Genomic DNA, 16,627 nt, shown 5'->3' on the forward strand with positions numbered 1-16,627 from the left:
CTATCGATGTCTTCGATCCGCAGTCCCGCGACTTCGGAGGCCCTGAGTCCGGCCGCATAGGCCGTGGTGAGCGCGGCGCGGCTCTTCAGGCTGGATACGGCCTCGAGGAACTGAACCACTTCGTTGGCGCTGAGCACGACCGGCAGCTTGCGCGGTTCTCGCGCATAGGGAATGCGCTCCGGGATCAGCGCCTCGCCGAGCGTGACGCCGTAGAAAAACCGTAGCGCACAGACGATCTGGTTCAGCGCCGGCCATGAGATGTCGGTCGAGACCAGATGCACCTGGAAGGCGCGGACGTCTTCCAGTTCCAACCGGTCAGGCGATCGGCCGAAATAGCGGCTGAACTTCGAAACCGCGCTGATGTAGGATCGCTGCGTCGCCGGCGACAGATTGCGGACTGTCATGTCCTCGATCATGCGGCGGCGAAGAGGGCTCAAATCGGCCATCTCAATACCCTGTCTGAGGGGGGCTCCAACACCCACATCCTCTCAGCCAGGAGGCGATCTACGCCACCTCGCCACGCACGCCGCGACAGCGGCTTCGGAGAGGCCATTGCGGCACCCGCCGAGCTGTGCGTTATAACCAGAACGCTGCCATGTAGCTCAGCGCTCAGTTGCAGGCAGCAAACCAATCAGCGCTTTAGCCTCGGACTTCAGCACTTCAACGGCAGATTTCCGAGCATCTGCATCAAAGCGAGTGCGAATGGCGGAGACTGAGAGCGCGCCCCGCAATTTGCCATAGACATCGGTTACGGGCACCGCTGCGGCCGCAACCTCAGGATCACGCTCGCCGATCGAGACGTAGAAGCCACGATCTCTGATCTTCTTTCCATCAGCTAATGCAAAATCGCGGTAAGCGGTAAGAACGCGGCCCGCAGCGCCGCGATCAATCGGCAATCGTTGTCCTTCTTCGAGGTGATGCCGGACGGAACGCGGAGAATTAACGCGATAAAGGCAAATGCGCTCGTCGCCCTCCGCGATGTAGAAGGATGCGGTCTCTCCGGTTGCTTCGACCAGACGATGGAGCGAGGGTCTGATCAGGTCACCGAGGTCCAGCCCACGCTGATAGAGCGCCCCAAGGCGCCATAGCTCCGGTCCGGGTCGAAATAGCCGGTCGGTCCCCCGCACCAGGAATCCGTCCGCTTCCAGGGATGCGGCAAGGCGAAGGACCGTGCTCTTGTAGAAGTCGGTCGCCTCGGCAATCTCGGTCAGCGTCATGGCTGCGCGCTCAGCGCCGAAGGCCTTGAGGATCGCCAGGGCGCGCCCGACCGCATCAACCCCTGTCTTTGCCATTGATACAGTCCTCGTGTTCTGTTGTGCAGAACAGATATCCAGAATGGACAGAAAGTCCAGTATTCAATGCTCATTTGGGTTCTATGTTGCAGAATGAAATTGACTCCGGATGTAGCGGCAGTTACCTGTTTTGAGGCTTAGAACAGGTTCTGCGGAGCGAAACAATGGAAGGGCAGCCGGCACTTGCCGTCGACCTGCGCGACGTGATGATTCGCTTCGGCGACTTCACCGCCGTGAAAAGCATGAACCTCCAGGTCGGCGAAACCGAATTCGTTGCAGTGGTCGGGCCGACCGGCTGCGGAAAATCGACCATTCTCAATACTGTCACCGGACTGCTGAAGCCGGCCGCCGGCGAGGTTCGCATTTTCGGCAAATCGCTTGGGGGCCTGAACGGTCAGTCCGGCTACATGCTTCAACAGGAAGGGCTGCTGCCCTGGAAAACAGCCCAGGACAATGTCGGCCTCGGGCTGGTGTTTCAGGGAAGCTCGATCGCGAAAGCGCGCGAGCAGGCGCGGCCCTGGCTCGCCAAGGTTGGCTTGAAAGGGTTCGAGGAGCGCTATCCGCACCAATTGTCCGGCGGCCAGCGCAAGCGGGTCGCCATGGCGCAGACCCTGATCATGCAACCGAAGATCGTCCTGATGGATGAGCCTTTCTCAGCGCTGGACGTTCACACCCGTCGTCTCATGCACCGTATCCTACTCGACCTCTGGCAGGCGGACCGGCGCTCACTCGTTTTCATCACCCATGACCTCGATGAGGCGATCACACTGGCGGACCGCGCCGTTGTGATGTCTGCCGGTCCCGCGAGCCGCATGGTTGGCGATGTCAGGATCACGCTGCCTCGTCCCCGCGACGTCTCGGCGCTACAGACCACCGACGAGTTCGTCGCGCTTTACCGTGAAATCTGGTCGCTGCTCGGCGCCGAAGTGGAGAAAAGCTATGCCACGCAGGGGTAAGGTCGCTCTCACACAGTTCGCCATCGTGCTTGGGCTGATCCTGATCTGGGAATTGGGCGTGCGGGCCGGGTTGATCGACCCGTTCTTCTTTCCGGCCCCGTCGACACTCATCGCAAGGATCGGAGAGTGGATGTCAACGGCCGACTTCTGGACCGATGTCAGCATAACACTGCTGGAGACGGTCCTGTCTTTCCTGGCTGGTATCGGGATCGGCACGGCGCTTGGTATCTGGTTGGGCTTAAGCCCGTTTGCGGCCGAGGTCGTTCAGCCCTTCATCAAGATGTTCAATGCGATCCCGCGCATCTTGCTGGGGCCCATTTTTGTCATCTGGTTCGGATTGGGCCTCACCTCCAAGGTCGCGCTGGGCGTGACGCTGGTTCTCTTCGTCGCTTTTTTCAACACCTTTCAGGGCGTTCGCGAGGTCAATCCGGTCGTGCTCGCGAATGCGCGCCTGCTACGTGCATCGAAGTCCTCCCTGCTGCGCCATGTCTACCTGCCGTCCGCCACCACGTGGATCCTGTCGAGCCTGCGGGTGTCGGTCGGCATGGCTGTGATGGGAGCAGTGGTCGCCGAATATCTCGGTTCGTCCGCGGGATTGGGGCACCTGATTGCGCAGGCCGAGGGCGTCCTCGACGCGACCGGAGTGTTCGCAGGAATCATCGTCCTCTCCGCCTTCGTCGTTGCTCTCGATGCCATTGTCGACCGCGCGGAAAAACGGCTCCTGGTCTGGCGGCCCGCACCTGCCCACGAAGCCTGATCGTACCGCTCTCCCATTCTCATGGAGTTTCCCATGCACGCTTTTCCACGACTGATGCTGGTCATCGCGATAGCCGCATTCCCGGTTATCTCGACTTATGCCGCCGAGCCCGAGAAGACAAAATTGAAGATCGCAGTGGGGTCACAGATCCTCAACTATATGCCTCTCGAACTTGGCGTGAAGCTGGGCGCCTTCAAGGAAGAAGGGGTTGACGTGACCGTCGAGAACTTCCAGGCCGGTGGCTCGAAGGCTTTGCAGGCGTTGATCGGCGGCTCGGTGGACGGGACCGTCGGCTTTTATGATCACACCATTCAGATGCAGGCCCAAGGCAAGCAAATTTCCTGCGTGTTCCTGCTCAATGACATTCCCGGCGTGTTGCTCGGTGTCCGCGGCGACCTCGCTGACAAGGTCAAGACAGGTGCCGGCCTGAAGGGCCTGAAGCTCGGGATCACGGCGCCGGGGTCCTCGACCGATACCATGGCGCGCTACTACATCAAGAAATCGGGATTGGGCTCGCGCGATGTAAGCATCATCGCGGTTGGCAGTGGTGCACCCGGCATGGTGGCGCTCGAGGCCAAGAATATCGACGCGCTCGTCTATTTCGATCCGATTGCGACCCTTCTCGCGCGCAAGAAAAGTGCGACACCGCTGTTCGACGCGCGTACGGTCGAAGGCTCAAGGCAGGCCTTTGGCGGAATCTATCCGACCGCGTGCCTTTACCTTCAGCAGTCCTTCATCGACAAAAATCCGGAAACGGTCCAGCGCCTCGTCAACGCCTTGTTCAAAACTCATCGCTGGATCAACACGGTTACGGCGGAGCAGCTCGTCGACGCGATGCCTCCTGCATACAAGACCGACAATCGCGAGGTGAACATCGAGATCATCAACGCGTCGAAAGCGCTGTTCTCGCCAACCGGTCAGATGGACATCGACGCGGCCAAGATCCCGCTGGCTGTCCTAGGCGACTTTGATCCGAAGATCGCAGCCGCAAAGATCGACCTGATCAAGACCTTCACGAATCGATTCGCGGAACGTGCTGCGCAGCAACTGAAATAAGTTGCGTACTAAGCGCTCGCTATCGGATCACCTACAAGAAGGCTCTTCAGATGTCTCTGCCGCTAACCGGTATCCGCGTTCTCGACCTGTCAAACGTGTTGGCGGGTCCGTTCTGCGGTTACCATCTTGCACGCCTTGGCGCGGAGGTCATTAAGGTGGAAAATCCGAACGGCGGCGACCTGGCGCGGCGCCTCGGCGCGGATCCGCAAAGAGCGGAGCGCCTGCAGGGACTCTCGTTTGTCGCTGTGAACGCCGGCAAGCAATCGATTGCACTGGACCTGAAATCGGAAGCGGGCCGCGAGGTGTTCTTGCGACTGGTCAAGGAAGCCGACGTGGTGCTCGAAAACTTCCGGCCGAAGGTGATGGAACGCCTTGGCCTCGGCTTTGATGTGCTTGTCAGGCTGAACCCGCGTCTGGTCTACTGCGCGATCTCCGGCTTTGGGCAGAGCGGACCGTGGTCCGCCCGTCCGGCCTATGACCAGATCGTCCAGGGTCTCTCCGGAGCCATGAGCGTCACCGGCGATATAGCCTCGGCTCCCCTGCGCACGGGCTTTCCGATCTCGGACACGATTGCGGGACTGACTGCTGCGTTTGCTATCGCCGCGGCTCTGGTCGACCAGCGGCATAGGCAACGGGGTCGGTTCATCGACGTGTCCCTGCTCGAGGCCACCATTGCGGCGATGGGATGGGTCGTCTCCAACCACCTGAACGCCGGGATCGAGCCGCAGCCCATCGGCAACGAGAACTTTACCGCGGCTCCCTCCGGCACGTTCCGCACCGCAACGGGCCCGCTGAACATTTCTGCCAACGAGCAGAAGCAGTACCAAGCCCTATGCGACCTGATCGACCGACCGGATCTGAAGACGGATCCACGCTTTGCTGGACGCGAGATGCGCAAGGTGAACCGCGCTGCGCTGAGCGCGGAGTTGAACAAGGCATTGAGTTGCAAGCCCGCTGAGGAATGGGAGGCCCAAATGAACTTGGCTGGTGTCCCTGCCGGCCGTGTGCTGACGGTCTCGCAAGTGTTGCAGCAGCCACAGGTCGTTGAGCGCGGATTCGTCGAGACTTTGGCGGCAGAACAAGACGATGCGCAGCCGTTACGAATCACGCGGCCGGGGTTCCGGCTGGATGAGGAGTTTTCGGTGCCTTCACCACCTGCGACGCTCGGAGCAGACACTGAGCGATGGCTGCAGCGGCTCGGCTATTCGTATGCGGAGGTTGAGCAACTAGTCTCAAGCCGAGCCGTCGGGACGCCAAAGCAAGGAGAGGCTGATTTCCTGCCCGTCCGCGCAGCCACGGACGGACCGATATCATGACATCCGACGGCTTGCGTCGGTTGGCAATCGGCAGGTTGAAAGGACGGAACCGGAAATGAGCGAAGAAGAACTGAGACAGCAAGCGGCCAGTTGGTGGCGAACCTCCATTTGCGATATCGCGCCAGGTCGCATCGCCTATCGGGGTTATCCAATTGAAGATTTGATAGGCCGCGTTTCTTTTCCCGCCATGATTTGGCTGATGTTACGTGGCAATCTGCCGACGCCAGCACAGGAGCAGCTGCTGCAAGCTGCGCTGGTTGGATCCGTTGACCACGGTCCGCACGCGCCCTCCATTGCAATTGCCCAAATGGCGGTGAGCTGCGGCCTGCCCCTGAATGGCGCAATGGCCTCGGCAATCAACACGCTCGATGACGTGCATGGCGGAGCAGGGGAGCAGGCTATCGAACTCTACGAGGATGTGCTGCGACGGCGCCAAGGGCGAGAGATCGAGCAGGCCGCTGGCGCTGCAATCGACCATTTCACCGCAACCCGCAGCAAATATCTGCCGGGCTTCGGCCACCGGTTTCATCCAGTCGACCCGCGCGCGGCCCCGCTATTGGCGCTGGTGGATGCCGCAGCTGACGAGGGCAGTGTCGGCGGCGATTATGCCAAGGCCGCTCGCGCGATCGAGCGGGTGATGCAACAGCGCAAGAGCAAGCTCATTCCGATGAACATCGATGGCGCGACCGCGGTCATTTACGGCGAACTGGGCTTCGCCTCTCCGCTCGCGCGGGGGGTCTTCTGCTTGTCGCGCGCGGTCGGAATCCTGGCTCACGCCTGGGAGCAAACTGGGCGCAACGATCGCAACAAGGGCCCAATGCCCAAGCAGTTCGGCTACAAATACGAGGGCCAGCCGCGTCGCAGGCTCGAAGGCGCATCATGAGCATCTCGAAAACCCGCCCAAGCTGATGGAGGCCAGCGTGTTCTCGTCGATGCCGGCGGAGTTTCGTCGCCCGGCTGCTTCTTCGGAATGGGTAGACGCGAACCGCGGGGCATATCCAGTAGATTGTTTCATGGAGGGACCGTCGTTCGACCAGTCCGGGAATCTCTATGTCGTCGACATCCCCTTCGGCTGCATTTCCGGATTTTACCGGAGGGCATCTGGTCTTTGATCATCGAATACGACGGCTGGCCGAACGTCTGAAGGTTGCTCCGGACGGCCGGATGCTCGTGTCCGACTATATCAACGGTCTCCTGGAGCGATCCACAGAGAGGGACCATCCGACCGGTGCTGGGCCACCGCAATTCCGAGTCCTTCATAGGCTGCAACGACCTGCATATCGCGACCAAAGGCGACATCTATTTCACCGATCAGGGCCAGACTGGATTGCACGATCGGACCGGCCGGGCATTTCGACTGTGCCCTGACGGCCGGATCATTGCTTGATTTCTAATGGCCCGGGCCCGAATGGCCTGGTGCTCAGTCCGGACGAGACCGTATTGTTCGTTGCAATGACGCGCGACAATAGCATCTGGCGCGTACCGCTGATGCGTGATGGCGTGGGGAAAGTCGGACGATTCAGCTGGTTCTTCGCGACGAGCGGTCCTGACGGACTGACGGTCGATCAAAAAAGGGCGGCTCTTTGTCGCGCATGATCCCCTCGGCCACGTTTTCGTATTGGCGCCAAACGGCGAAGCGGTCCGCTCGCATCCAGTCCTGCGCAGGGAGGGAGCTGCACGAATGTCGTATTGGACGCGGCACTCGGCACATTGCTCATTACGGAATCATCTACCGGATCAGTGTGATGGCTGATCTCGCGCACCTTCCTCGAAATTCGCCAGCAGGAGTGGCAAGGTGGTGCGGAATGCTTTCACGCGCCGGTCCGCCGCACCAAGATGCAGGAAATGAGTCTGGTAGACGACTGGCTGGCCAGTTGCCGAGAGAATGTAATTGGTGACGAATGGATGGCGTTTGTGTGGGTGATCTCAAACCAGAGCCAGTAAATCGCACTGCATGGGAAGCGCAAAAGAACGATTCGTAAGGCTGGGTCGGGCTTCGCCTGCGACGGGCCGCCGCCGACCTGTCGCCTTTTGGTCGGGCGGGTCGCGGTATCGCTTCCCACCATGCAGAATGATTGATCGCTAATATTCTCGAACGTTCTCGCCAAGAAGGCCGAAGAGGTAACCGCTCGCGGTGGGAGTCAGCACCGCATCAGCGTCAAAGGTTCTCGATCAGGCTCGGCCGCGACGCACGCGTGAAGCGTTCGTTTTGAGAAGCAACAAGCCCAGGACTGACTGCGTGACGGACTTTACCGATAGCACGCTAGCCCAGGAGCGCTTTAAGTGTGTGGCGCAGAGGTCGTACCACTGTCAGAGCCTCTTGCGCGCGCGCAATCCTCCCACCCGATATCCCCTCTCCTCGTAGAAGTGGCGTACCCGTTCTAGGGCCGGATAGCCATCCGGAGGCAACGCAACCTCAATCATCTGCCAGCCGCGTCGCTTCGCCTCCGAATCTGCCGCCTCGAGCAGATGCCGACCGCAGTCAGAGCTGCGGAAGTCACGAGAAATCCATAGCTCCTGAAGCACGCCGTACGCTCCGGCTGCTCTCACGGCCTGTACGGCCGAGATGCTAGCTACCCCTACAATCTGCCCGGTGCCTTGTTCCTCGACGACAAAAATGAAGCCCTGTTCGGGATCCTGAATCAGGCGCAACGCCGCCTGCTTCGCGCGTTGAAGTGTCCGAGGCCACCTAACTCGGAAAGTAGCTCTTCGACCGCTTTTGCGACCGCGTTCTCATCTCCTGGCACGCTCTTGCGCAAAGCCGTGCCCGCGCTGGACGTGCCTTGCCCTTCAGCGCCAACACGAACAACTGACTTAGCCCTCTGGAGGAAATTCATGCTCAGGAGGATACAGAAAACGCAATTGAGAGCAACTATCTGGCTCGGTAGGAAGCAGCACGGCCACACTCGCTATAGGCAACAGAGCTGAGGTAATTGCAAGCCATTGCCGTTCTCAGAATCGACTGCGGCTTGAGCAGCTGCGCACTCATGATGGGCTGCCTTCGATTGGAAAACAATCACCAAACGGCACGCGCCGGTCATGTCGATCAAACGTTCGTAAGAGTGATTGCCGATCGTCGCTCACGAACTACTCTATTCAATAAATCGTGCGCCACGATGATCGCAGCGCCATAGAGCGTCAGCTCGGTCCGTCCGAAGGAGAGATTCCCACCTCGCGTACGACATCGTACAAAGTTGCGCGAAGCGCGACAGGTATCATACGCGTGCGCCCGATAAAATCGTCTGAGCAAGACCGCGAAAGATTTTGCACACTAATGCACTATCTTAAGCTTATCTCGAACAATCGAAAGATATCGGGAAGCACAGCTTGTTTGGACCTTCGCTCCTCGTTTAAGGCACCGTCACGGAACGGGAGTGGTTGCGATGGAACATGGGCAGGCCGAACTGGTCGGACGGAAACCTGTAATCTTCGGGCAACGTAAGGTGCGGCCGCGGGCATGCCTGGCCGTCGGCAAGCGGCATCTGCGCGCCTTTCTACGGGATGTGCTGGAGGATATGGGATTTGTTATCAGCGAATGCAGGACTGCTGACGAGTTGCCGCATGTACTCCGCACGGAGTTCCCTGATCTGATCCTGCTCGGCATTGGCTCGGACCGCATCGAGCCTGGACGATTGCTCGAGATACTGGTGCGCGAAGAATTTGCAGGCCGAGTGCTGGCGTTCGGAGCGCGCGAGTCGATCATCATGGCGGCAGTGCAGCAGGTCGGCAGTGAATATGGACTTGCTATGCTGCCGCCGCTCAGGGCGCCGTTTGCAGCCGAGACGTTGCGCGATCGGCTCGGCATGCTCTTGCCAAAAGAGCCGGCGCCCCGTCCCGCGGTCCATGTCGGAGAAGCCTTACACGCTGGCTGGCTTGAGCTCTGGTATGAGCCGAAGTTCGACGCGTGTACCCTTAGCCGCCGCGGCGCCGAGGCGCATGTGCGAATGCGGCACCCGACCTGGGGCGTTGTTCCACCGGCCTATTTCATCCCGGAACCTCACGATCCGCATTTTAGGAACTTGTCGCAGTTCGTGATCGACCGCGCGATCAAGGATTGGCAGTATCTCCTGGAGCAGCAAACTTCGATCGATCTCTCCATCAATCTCCCGGCAGCATTCCTGATTGACCCGCAGGCGGTACGCGATCTCTGTCGGCGCATGCCGTCGCACGCCGCTTTCGGCGGTTTGACGATTGAAATCGAGAGCGTGGAAGCGATCCAGAACCTAGATCTCCTGGTCGAGGTTGCGCGTGAGGTTCGCTTTCACAACATTGGCCTTGCAATCGACAATGTCGGTGCCAATTGGCCGCAGCTGATGGGGATGACAAAATTCCCGTTCATGAAATTGAAAGTGGATCGTCAGTTCGTCGGCGGCTGCGCGAATGGGCCCCTCAAGCGAACGGTGTGCCGCCATATCGTCGATCTAGCCAAAGCGTACAATGTGCGCACCGTCGCCGAAGGTGTGGAGAGCCAGGCTGACCTAATCGCTGTGGCCGAACTCGGCTTCGACCTTGCGCAGGGCCATCTGTTCGGAAAAGCCATGCCACTGAAGCAATTTGCACAGTCATCTTTCAACCCTGCTCCAGCTCGTCAAAAATAGTGTGCGAGTGGCTGAGTGCGGCCAAGCGACGCTCACGAGCACCGCCATGCCTACTCGGCACCAGGCATGAGGCTGAGTGCAATTCGGTCTGCAAGGCCAGTGTCGCTCGTCCCGCCGCCACTTCATTTCCCTCCGAAGCTTGTTATACCACAAGCCCGTTTTGGCATGCCTCCAGCGAGTCCTCCGCGCAGCTAGCGTTGCAGCCATGAGCGAGGCTTGCACAAACCTCCAGTCGGGGTGTGTGACCGGAGGTTTGCCGAGATCCAACGTAGACCTGCGTCCGTTGGCGGTTTTTTGTCGCCGCCGGTTGAGGAAGCGTCAGCCTCGCTTGCCCCCGCGCTGCGTGCCAAACAAACCGACGGACGCTTCCAGCGTCAAGTCGCGACTGACTCTCGCAAGAGGGCCCGAGGGCTCGTAGCCTGAAATTGAAGCGACCTGTTGCTGTCGCAGATGCAACATGGTCTCAGATCCGGGACAGCCGAATTGAGCAAATTGCCCAACATTGAGCGCGTCTGCGTTTGGCACGGCATTTGAAAGGGATCGCCCATGGCATCGCTCGCCTAAGGAGTCGGAAGGCATGGCTTACAAGATCGTCGCTTCGCAATGCACCGTTTGTGGCGCATGTGAGTTCGAGTGTCCCAACGCGGCGATCAGTCTGAAGCGCGACATTTACGTTATCGATGTCAAAAAATGTACGGAGTGCGAGGGCCATTGCGACACGCCGCAATGCGCGGTGGTCTGTCCGGTCCCTGACACCTGTGTCCCGTCCAAGACAGGATAGGCAGCCCGCGACCAAAAGGCCTCATCGCTCGATTTCGCGAACGAAGTTGTAGATGTGGGACCTTGAGGAGACCACGACCGCATGGGGCGCATCGAGGTCGATTAAGATCGTTATGAGCTTAAGACGCTGAGCGACTTCGAGGAACCGCTCAAAGGGCTCTGTCGGAGGACACCGTCGAATTTGTCACGAACAAGGACAAGGCCCTCGATGCTCAGTGGCCGCGTTAAGGCCTATCGTCGCTGGCGGCGAGTCGAGGCGAGGCAGACCGGCGTCGAGCGGCAACGGACGCATCGAAGCCGGGCGCAAAAGTCGCTCAGCACGTGAACACCTAGTGCACCGAGAAGATCATCTTGGCCAACCTCACGGAGGCGGACGACCTCGTGCCTGGTCGCGGGCCCGCCGAACGCCAAGGAGCCGACCTGATCATCCGTGCGGTCCTGGAGCAATCCGGCTTTCGAAATTTCTAGGGAGCCTCGTGGGCTGTGACCAAACGGAGCCGGCCGAGGATGATCGCACGTTCCTGACGCGCAGGTTCGAAAAGCTGCTGACGGAAAAGGTCGCCTCCTCGCGATCACACAGATACCGAAAGCGGCCCGGGTTCGTTCCGGTGGTGGAGCTCAACCGTTACGCGAGCAAGGAGCGAATGCATTCACAAGCGGAGCCTCCACAGATCCGGGCGTATTCACCAGGCCGCGAGCAAGACCGTCGTACCCGCCTAGTGCGCTCGTAATCGCTTGGCAATACCGCAGCGAGAATCGGTAGGTTGACGCATCGATCCTCGTGCGCATAATTCAAGCCGTCGCGGTCTCCGGATTTCGTTTGATCCGGAGCTAAGAGGGAAGCCGGTGCAATGCCGGCGCTGCCCCCGCAACTGTAAGCGGCGAGCCGCTGTCCAACGAAGTCACTGAAGCCATGCGGCTTCGGGAAGGCCGGACAGCAGCGACGACCCGTGAGCCAGGAGACCTGCCTCGACAAGATATCGTCCACGGGCGGGGCGTCCCGGTGTGCGCCAAGCAGTTGTCGCTCACGCGATGTTCGCTGTCTGCGTCCGCCATGGCCTTTGCCCCAACATGGGGTCTAAGCTATGTCAATCCTTTCGCTTCCCGTTGCCACACTGGGGACGTCACGCATCGGCCCACGACGCGAACTCAAATTCGCACTCGAGAGCTACTGGGCGGGAAAATCCAGCGAAGCCGAGCTCCTCGAGGCGGGGAGTGGACTTCGTGCCGCTAATTGGGCACGCCAGAAATCCCGCGGTGCGACCGTCATTCCTTCGAATGACTTCTCGCTCTACGACCATGTGCTCGATACCAGCCTAATGGTCGGCGCCATTCCCGACGTTTACGGCTGGAACGAAGGTCCTGTGTCGCTCAAAACCTACTTCACCATGGCGCGTGGCGCTCAAGACGGTGGTCACGCTCAGCATGGGCCCGGCGTAGCCGCACAGGAGATGACGAAGTGGTTCGATACGAACTACCACTACATGGTGCCGGAATTTCACCAGGATCAGATCTTTAAGCATGCCTCTCGGAAGCCGATTGAGGAATATGAGGAGGCAAGAAGCCTCGGTTATCAGACGCGGCCCGTCCTAGTGGGCCCAGTCACTTTCCTGAAGCTCGGCAAAAGCGTAAATCCCGCATTCAATCCGCTGTCGCTGCTTGATCGACTCCTCCCCGTCTATGTCGATGTTCTCCGCGAACTAGCCTCGCGCGGCGCTGAATGGGTTCAGCTCGACGAGCCATGCCTAGTGATGGACGCCGACGAAGCATCTCGGGCCGCTGTCCGCCGGGCCTATGCTCATTTCGCTAAGGCCGTGCCGGCCCTTAAAATCATGCTGGCCACATACTTCGGGGGTGTCGGCGACAATCTTGAAACAGTCTTGGCCTTGCCCGTTGCCGGGGTTCATGTCGACCTGGTTCGTGCACCTGACCAGTTGGACGCGATTGTCGCCAGAGCAGGTAGAGATCTCGTGGTCTCGCTCGGTGTCGTTGATGGTCGCAACGTGTGGCGCTCTAATCTGCCGGCGCTACTCGACCAACTTGCTCCTATGGTCAAAAAACTGGGCAGGGACCGTGTTCAGATTGCCCCCTCCTGCTCGCTGCTTCATGTTCCGACCGACATTGAACTAGAGATCGATCTCGATCCCAATCTGAAGACGTGGTTGGCGTTCTCAGTGCAGAAGATCAAGGAACTTTCGATATTGGGCAAAGCGCTGGCTGGCCATGCTGCCGACGTGGCCGATGAACTCACGCTCTCAGAGGATGCATCCGTCACCCGCGAAACATCGCCGAAGATCCACAGTGCGAACGTCGCCGGACGAATGGCCGCGATCGACGATAGCATGCGTCGCCGTCGCAGTGCGTTCACCCAGCGCGCCGACGTCCAGCGCGTCGCCTTCGCATTGCCGATGTTTCCAACCACAACCATCGGATCCTTCCCGCAAACGGCGGACGTCCGCAATGCGCGTGCAGCTCATGCGCGGGGAGCGCTGAATGACACGCAGTACGAGCAGCTTCTGAAAGCGGAGACAGCCCATACCGTGCATTGGCAGGAAGATATCGGCCTGGACGTGCTCGTACACGGTGAGTTCGAGCGCAATGACATGGTTCAATACTTTGGCGAGCAGCTGTTGGGTTTCGCATTCACCAAGCACGGCTGGGTTCAGTCTTATGGCTCGCGGTGCGTTCGCCCTCCTATCCTGTTTGGAGATGTCTCCCGCCCGAAGCCCATGACCGTTAAATGGTGGCGACATGCGCAGTCTCTGACCAAAAAACCCGTCAAGGCTATGCTGACCGGACCGGTGACGATCCTGAACTGGTCGTTTGTCCGTGACGACATCCCGCGGAGCGAGACATGCCGACAGATCGCTCTCGCGATCCGAGACGAGGTCATCGACCTTGAGGCGGCTGGAGCGACCATGATCCAGATCGACGAGGCTGCGTTGCGGGAGGGATTGCCGCTGCGCAAATCGCAGTGGAAGGACTATCTCGATTGGGCAGTGGACAGTTTCCGCGTTTGCTCCTCCGCTGTCGCTGACGGAACTCAGATCCATACGCACATGTGCTATTCCGAGTTCAACGAAATCATCGATGCGATCGCAGCAATGGATGCCGACGTCATTTCAATCGAGGCGTCGCGCTCCAAAATGGAATTGCTCGACGCTTTCAAGAGCTACAAATATCCTAATGAAATCGGGCCAGGCGTCTATGACATTCATTCACCGCGCATTCCCGCAGCAGCCGAGATCAAGCAGCTGATTGTGTTGGCGCGGCAGCGGGTTTCCGATCGGCAGCTCTGGATCAATCCCGACTGCGGACTGAAAACTCGAAGATGGGAGGAGGTGCGTCCCGCGCTCGTCAATATGGTGGCCGCCGCACGTGAGTTGCGGGCCGAGGCATGATCGTACGGAGCGTGTCGCCAACGTATCTGTGAATAAGATGAACGCGCTTTGGGAGCTCGCGTATCCTTGCGAGCTTCCAAAGTTTCCAGCGCCTGCGAATGCCGGTTTGCCCCGGCGGAGGCGATCGCATACAGCGGCGACAAGCTCGAACCGGCGGACGACCGCATGCCGGCCATACCGATTAGGTGACATATTCCAAGTCACTTACGCTCGACGCGAACCACGGTCCTATCGCTTCATTTATCCATCGCGTGGATGCGTCCCATCAAAACAATCTATTTTACCGCCCTTGCGGAATTTCATACCTAATTTGCGCCTTCGCGCGGTCTTCGGGAAGATTTGCTGGTATTCGGCGGTGCCAAAATACTGGCGCGTGACGGCAAACTGACGGTTGAGTTTCAGGGCTCGGCAGTCAAACCGCCTGCGCGATGGATCCCAGCTCCATCAAGGCGCTGCCCGTGCCAACCGGACAGCTGGCAAGTGGTGAGCAAGTCCTGAAGTTTACGACAGCAGCGAAAGGCAAGCGGCTCGCTAAGTTGTGCAGAGCGATATCCGCTTCTCCTTGTTTGACGGCGAATGCCCTCGTCGTAAGTCGATCGCCGGTAGTCCTCCCTACCGACGAAAGCTGGAACGATGCGGAAAGCAGCGTCGCTCCCGCGTGACTTTCGCCCGGCCTCGCATTGAGGCCGGGCGGCTTTTTATGTGCCTGCTTATCAGTGACAGCAGGGGATCATTCATTTTGGCGTCATTGCGGGACCCCGGGTTCTTGGAGCGCATCTGTTGCTGTTCGGCAGGGAATGAGGCCGGTGCTGCTAAGGCTATCTGCCTATTGAAGGCTTTGGTGTCGTGTTGTTGCGCGTCGGCAGTATCGGATATTCGATCTTAGGCAGCCGACCGGTCAGCGAATTCAGAAATGAGACAATGTCGTTTTCCTCTCTATCGCTAAGCTTGGTGCCGAGCTGGATTTCACTCATCAGGGCAACAGCTTGCTTCAGGCTCCAAACCTGTCCCGAATGAAAGTAAGGGGCTCGCAACGCGACGTTTCGCAATGGCGCCGCGCGGAAGACATATTCGTCGCCGACCGCCCTGGTGACCGCAAACCGGCCCTTATCGGCGTCCGGAAGCACGCTTGCGTCCGGCTTTTTCATCACGCCGAACGGGAAGTAGGCCTGTCCACCGAGATTGATACCATTGTGGCAAGAGGAACATCCCTTCGCCATAAACAGTGCCAACCCTGACTTCTGCTGATCATCGAGAGCACGTGTATTGCCCTCCAGATACTGGTCGAACGGAGCCGCAGGTGTAATGAGAGTCGCTTCAAAAGCCTCGATCGCCTTCGCAAAATTTTCAAAGGTGACCGGTCTCGCTTCGTTCGGAAACGCGTTGTTGAACAAGACGACGTAGCTGGGCATTGAGTTCAAGATACCGAGCACATGATCCGGAGTCGCATTCATTTCGGCACTCGCCTGCACCGGGCCGGTGGCTTGCGCCTTCAGGTCCGCGGCGCGTCCGTCCCAGAATTGCGCCGCATTGAACACTGCGTTGTAGACGGTTGGCGCCCGACGTAGGCCGACCTTCCAGCCGTGACCAACGGAGGTCGGACCGGCATCGACTCCGCCGGTGCCGAGATTATGGCACGTATTGCAGCTAATGATCCCGCTCGCTGATAGCCGCGGATCGAAGAACAGCATTTTGCCAAGCTCGACCTTTCCATGCGTCACCGGATTGTCTTTTACCGCAGGAATGACCGAGGGGATTGGATGGAAGGTCTGCTTGGCGTTTCTCATCAGATCATCGTCGGCGTTAGCTCCTGATGACATCAGCAGCCCAATAGCTAAAATCGATGCTTCAGCGACAAGCCGAAGCTCCGGGATTGACATGTTCATACACCGCCTCATTAGTTCTGATTGGGAAACAGTCGAAAGCGATGCCACGCGTTCCTCGACGGTCCGGCGCAGTATGCAGCGGATCATCTGAAGCGAGGCTGCAAAAATGTGCGACTTTGCAGCTCGCCGCCGGCGTTCACGCACGGGCTTGAGGGGCTTACGTGATTCGCGAGTTGGCTTTGAGCTTAGATCGCGGCCTTTCTGTTGGTCGATCAGCCTAGCGCCTCAACGTTCGGCGTGATGGTCGATCTGACAACAACAAGTGTGCCGCAAGCAGTAAGCTGTCCGGTGGCCGCATCGGTGCTCCATCGAGCGATTGGGTGGCCAATACGCTCCCGCAAAGTTGATGTATCCGTCTTACACCAATGGCCGCGCTCAGCGCTCACGGTGTCATTGGACAATTAGCAACTGCGATGCCAGTTGCGTCCGAGATGCAAGTTGCTGATTTAGTTGTAGAACGGGTCCGGACGAACAAACAAAGTCTGATGTCTTGGTTTGATCACTACATTCAGTGTCACAGATGCCACAAGCGCCAGGCCCGGCTAGAGGTGATCGTAGATACTTTTGTGGTGAGGTTCGCTTGCT

The 16,627-nt window shown here is 59.1% G+C and carries 13 protein-coding genes and 1 riboswitch; of the genes, 9 read left to right on the forward strand and 4 right to left on the reverse strand.

Going from position 1 to position 16,627, the window contains the following annotated elements; translation table 11 throughout:
* The coding region (locus AC0L3A_RS28590) for a tyrosine-type recombinase/integrase (protein ID WP_473255549.1) at positions 1-446 on the reverse strand (446 nt) is incomplete at its 3' end.
* Between the two features lie 156 nt (positions 447-602).
* Positions 603-1,292 carry an IclR family transcriptional regulator gene (locus tag AC0L3A_RS28595; protein ID WP_473255550.1) on the reverse strand — a complete coding sequence of 230 codons (690 nt, stop codon included), beginning with the start codon at positions 1,290-1,292 and terminating at the stop codon, positions 603-605.
* Positions 1,293-1,456: 164 nt separating this feature from the next.
* Here AC0L3A_RS28595 and AC0L3A_RS28600 point away from each other — a divergent pair, with 164 nt between their 5' ends.
* The 6 genes from AC0L3A_RS28600 (at position 1,457) to AC0L3A_RS28625 (ending at position 6,973) form a co-directional block, all read left to right on the forward strand.
* Positions 1,457-2,248 carry an ABC transporter ATP-binding protein gene (locus AC0L3A_RS28600; protein WP_473255551.1) on the forward strand — a complete coding sequence of 264 codons (792 nt, stop codon included), beginning with the start codon at positions 1,457-1,459 and terminating at the stop codon, positions 2,246-2,248.
* Complete coding sequence (locus AC0L3A_RS28605) at positions 2,232-3,005, forward strand: ABC transporter permease (RefSeq protein ID WP_231143967.1); 774 nt, start codon at positions 2,232-2,234, stop codon at positions 3,003-3,005. The genes AC0L3A_RS28600 and AC0L3A_RS28605 overlap by 17 nt, the downstream gene beginning before the upstream one ends.
* A 33-nt stretch (positions 3,006-3,038) precedes the next feature.
* Positions 3,039-4,061 carry an ABC transporter substrate-binding protein gene (locus AC0L3A_RS28610; protein WP_007599995.1) on the forward strand — a complete coding sequence of 341 codons (1,023 nt, stop codon included), beginning with the start codon at positions 3,039-3,041 and terminating at the stop codon, positions 4,059-4,061.
* 50 nt (positions 4,062-4,111) lie between these two features.
* Positions 4,112-5,377, forward strand: coding sequence for a CaiB/BaiF CoA transferase family protein (locus tag AC0L3A_RS28615; RefSeq protein WP_473255552.1), 1,266 nt, complete (start codon positions 4,112-4,114; stop codon positions 5,375-5,377).
* 55 nt (positions 5,378-5,432) lie between these two features.
* On the forward strand, positions 5,433-6,260 hold the full coding sequence (locus tag AC0L3A_RS28620) for a citryl-CoA lyase (protein ID WP_259217604.1): 828 nt from the start codon (positions 5,433-5,435) through the stop codon (positions 6,258-6,260).
* 569 nt (positions 6,261-6,829) lie between these two features.
* Complete coding sequence (locus AC0L3A_RS28625; protein WP_473255577.1) at positions 6,830-6,973, forward strand: hypothetical protein; 144 nt, start codon at positions 6,830-6,832, stop codon at positions 6,971-6,973.
* A gap of 714 nt (positions 6,974-7,687) precedes the next feature.
* Here AC0L3A_RS28625 and AC0L3A_RS28630 read toward each other — a convergent pair.
* Complete coding sequence (locus AC0L3A_RS28630) at positions 7,688-8,029, reverse strand: GNAT family N-acetyltransferase (RefSeq protein WP_473255553.1); 342 nt, start codon at positions 8,027-8,029, stop codon at positions 7,688-7,690.
* A gap of 731 nt (positions 8,030-8,760) precedes the next feature.
* Here AC0L3A_RS28630 and AC0L3A_RS28635 point away from each other — a divergent pair.
* The 3 genes from AC0L3A_RS28635 to metE all read left to right on the forward strand — a co-directional run bounded on the left by AC0L3A_RS28635 (position 8,761) and on the right by metE (position 14,156).
* Positions 8,761-9,975, forward strand: coding sequence for an EAL domain-containing response regulator (locus AC0L3A_RS28635; protein ID WP_473255554.1), 1,215 nt, complete (start codon positions 8,761-8,763; stop codon positions 9,973-9,975).
* A 577-nt stretch (positions 9,976-10,552) separates the two neighbouring features.
* Positions 10,553-10,756 (forward strand): 4Fe-4S binding protein, encoded by a 204-nt coding sequence (locus tag AC0L3A_RS28640; protein ID WP_473255555.1) that lies wholly within the window; start codon positions 10,553-10,555, stop codon positions 10,754-10,756.
* A 785-nt stretch (positions 10,757-11,541) separates the two neighbouring features.
* Positions 11,542-11,741: riboswitch (cobalamin riboswitch) on the forward strand.
* A gap of 99 nt (positions 11,742-11,840) precedes the next feature.
* Positions 11,841-14,156: a 5-methyltetrahydropteroyltriglutamate--homocysteine S-methyltransferase gene (gene metE, locus AC0L3A_RS28645; protein WP_473255556.1), complete on the forward strand. Its 2,316-nt coding sequence runs from the start codon at positions 11,841-11,843 to the stop codon at positions 14,154-14,156.
* Positions 14,157-14,974: 818 nt separating this feature from the next.
* On the opposite strand, the gene AC0L3A_RS28650 is transcribed toward metE, so the two are convergent.
* A complete protein-coding gene (locus tag AC0L3A_RS28650) occupies positions 14,975-16,042 on the reverse strand; it encodes a cytochrome-c peroxidase (protein ID WP_473255557.1) in 1,068 nt (355 codons plus the stop codon).
* Positions 16,043-16,627: the final 585 nt, after the last annotated feature.

This window comes from Bradyrhizobium sp. MI1.3 (assembly GCF_055811695.1).